General features: G+C 65.5%; 1 protein-coding gene. It reads right to left on the bottom strand.

Translation table 11 applies throughout. The features are described 5' to 3' along the window. Positions 1-386: efflux RND transporter permease subunit (locus JHD07_RS20990; RefSeq protein WP_291625380.1), on the bottom strand; the 386-nt coding region annotated here is incomplete at both ends.

The following is a 386-nucleotide window of genomic DNA, read 5'->3' on the forward strand; positions in this document are numbered from 1 at the left end:
ATCACCATGACCACGAGCGCAATGGTCAAGAGCAGCGTGAACTGGACGTCCTCGACCGCGGCGCGGATGGTCGCGGTGCGGTCGCTGATGAGCTCGATCTTGATCGCGGGCGGGATCGCGGCAACGAGGCGGGGCAGGGTCGCCTTGATCCGGTCCACGGTCTCGATCACGTTCGCGCCCGGCTGCTTGAAGATCACCAGGAACACGCCGCGCTTGCCATTGGCCCAGGCCGCCTGCTTGGAATCTTCGGCGGCGCTGACCGCTCGCCCGATATCGCGAATCCGCAGGGGACCGCCGTTGCGATAGGCGATGATGACGTCGTTCCAGTCCTTGGACTGGGTCAGCTGGTCGTTGGCGGAGATGGTGTAGGCGCGCCTTTCGCCGTC

The organism is Bradyrhizobium sp., from assembly GCF_016462955.1.
Taxonomy (GTDB): domain Bacteria; phylum Pseudomonadota; class Alphaproteobacteria; order Rhizobiales; family Xanthobacteraceae; genus Bradyrhizobium.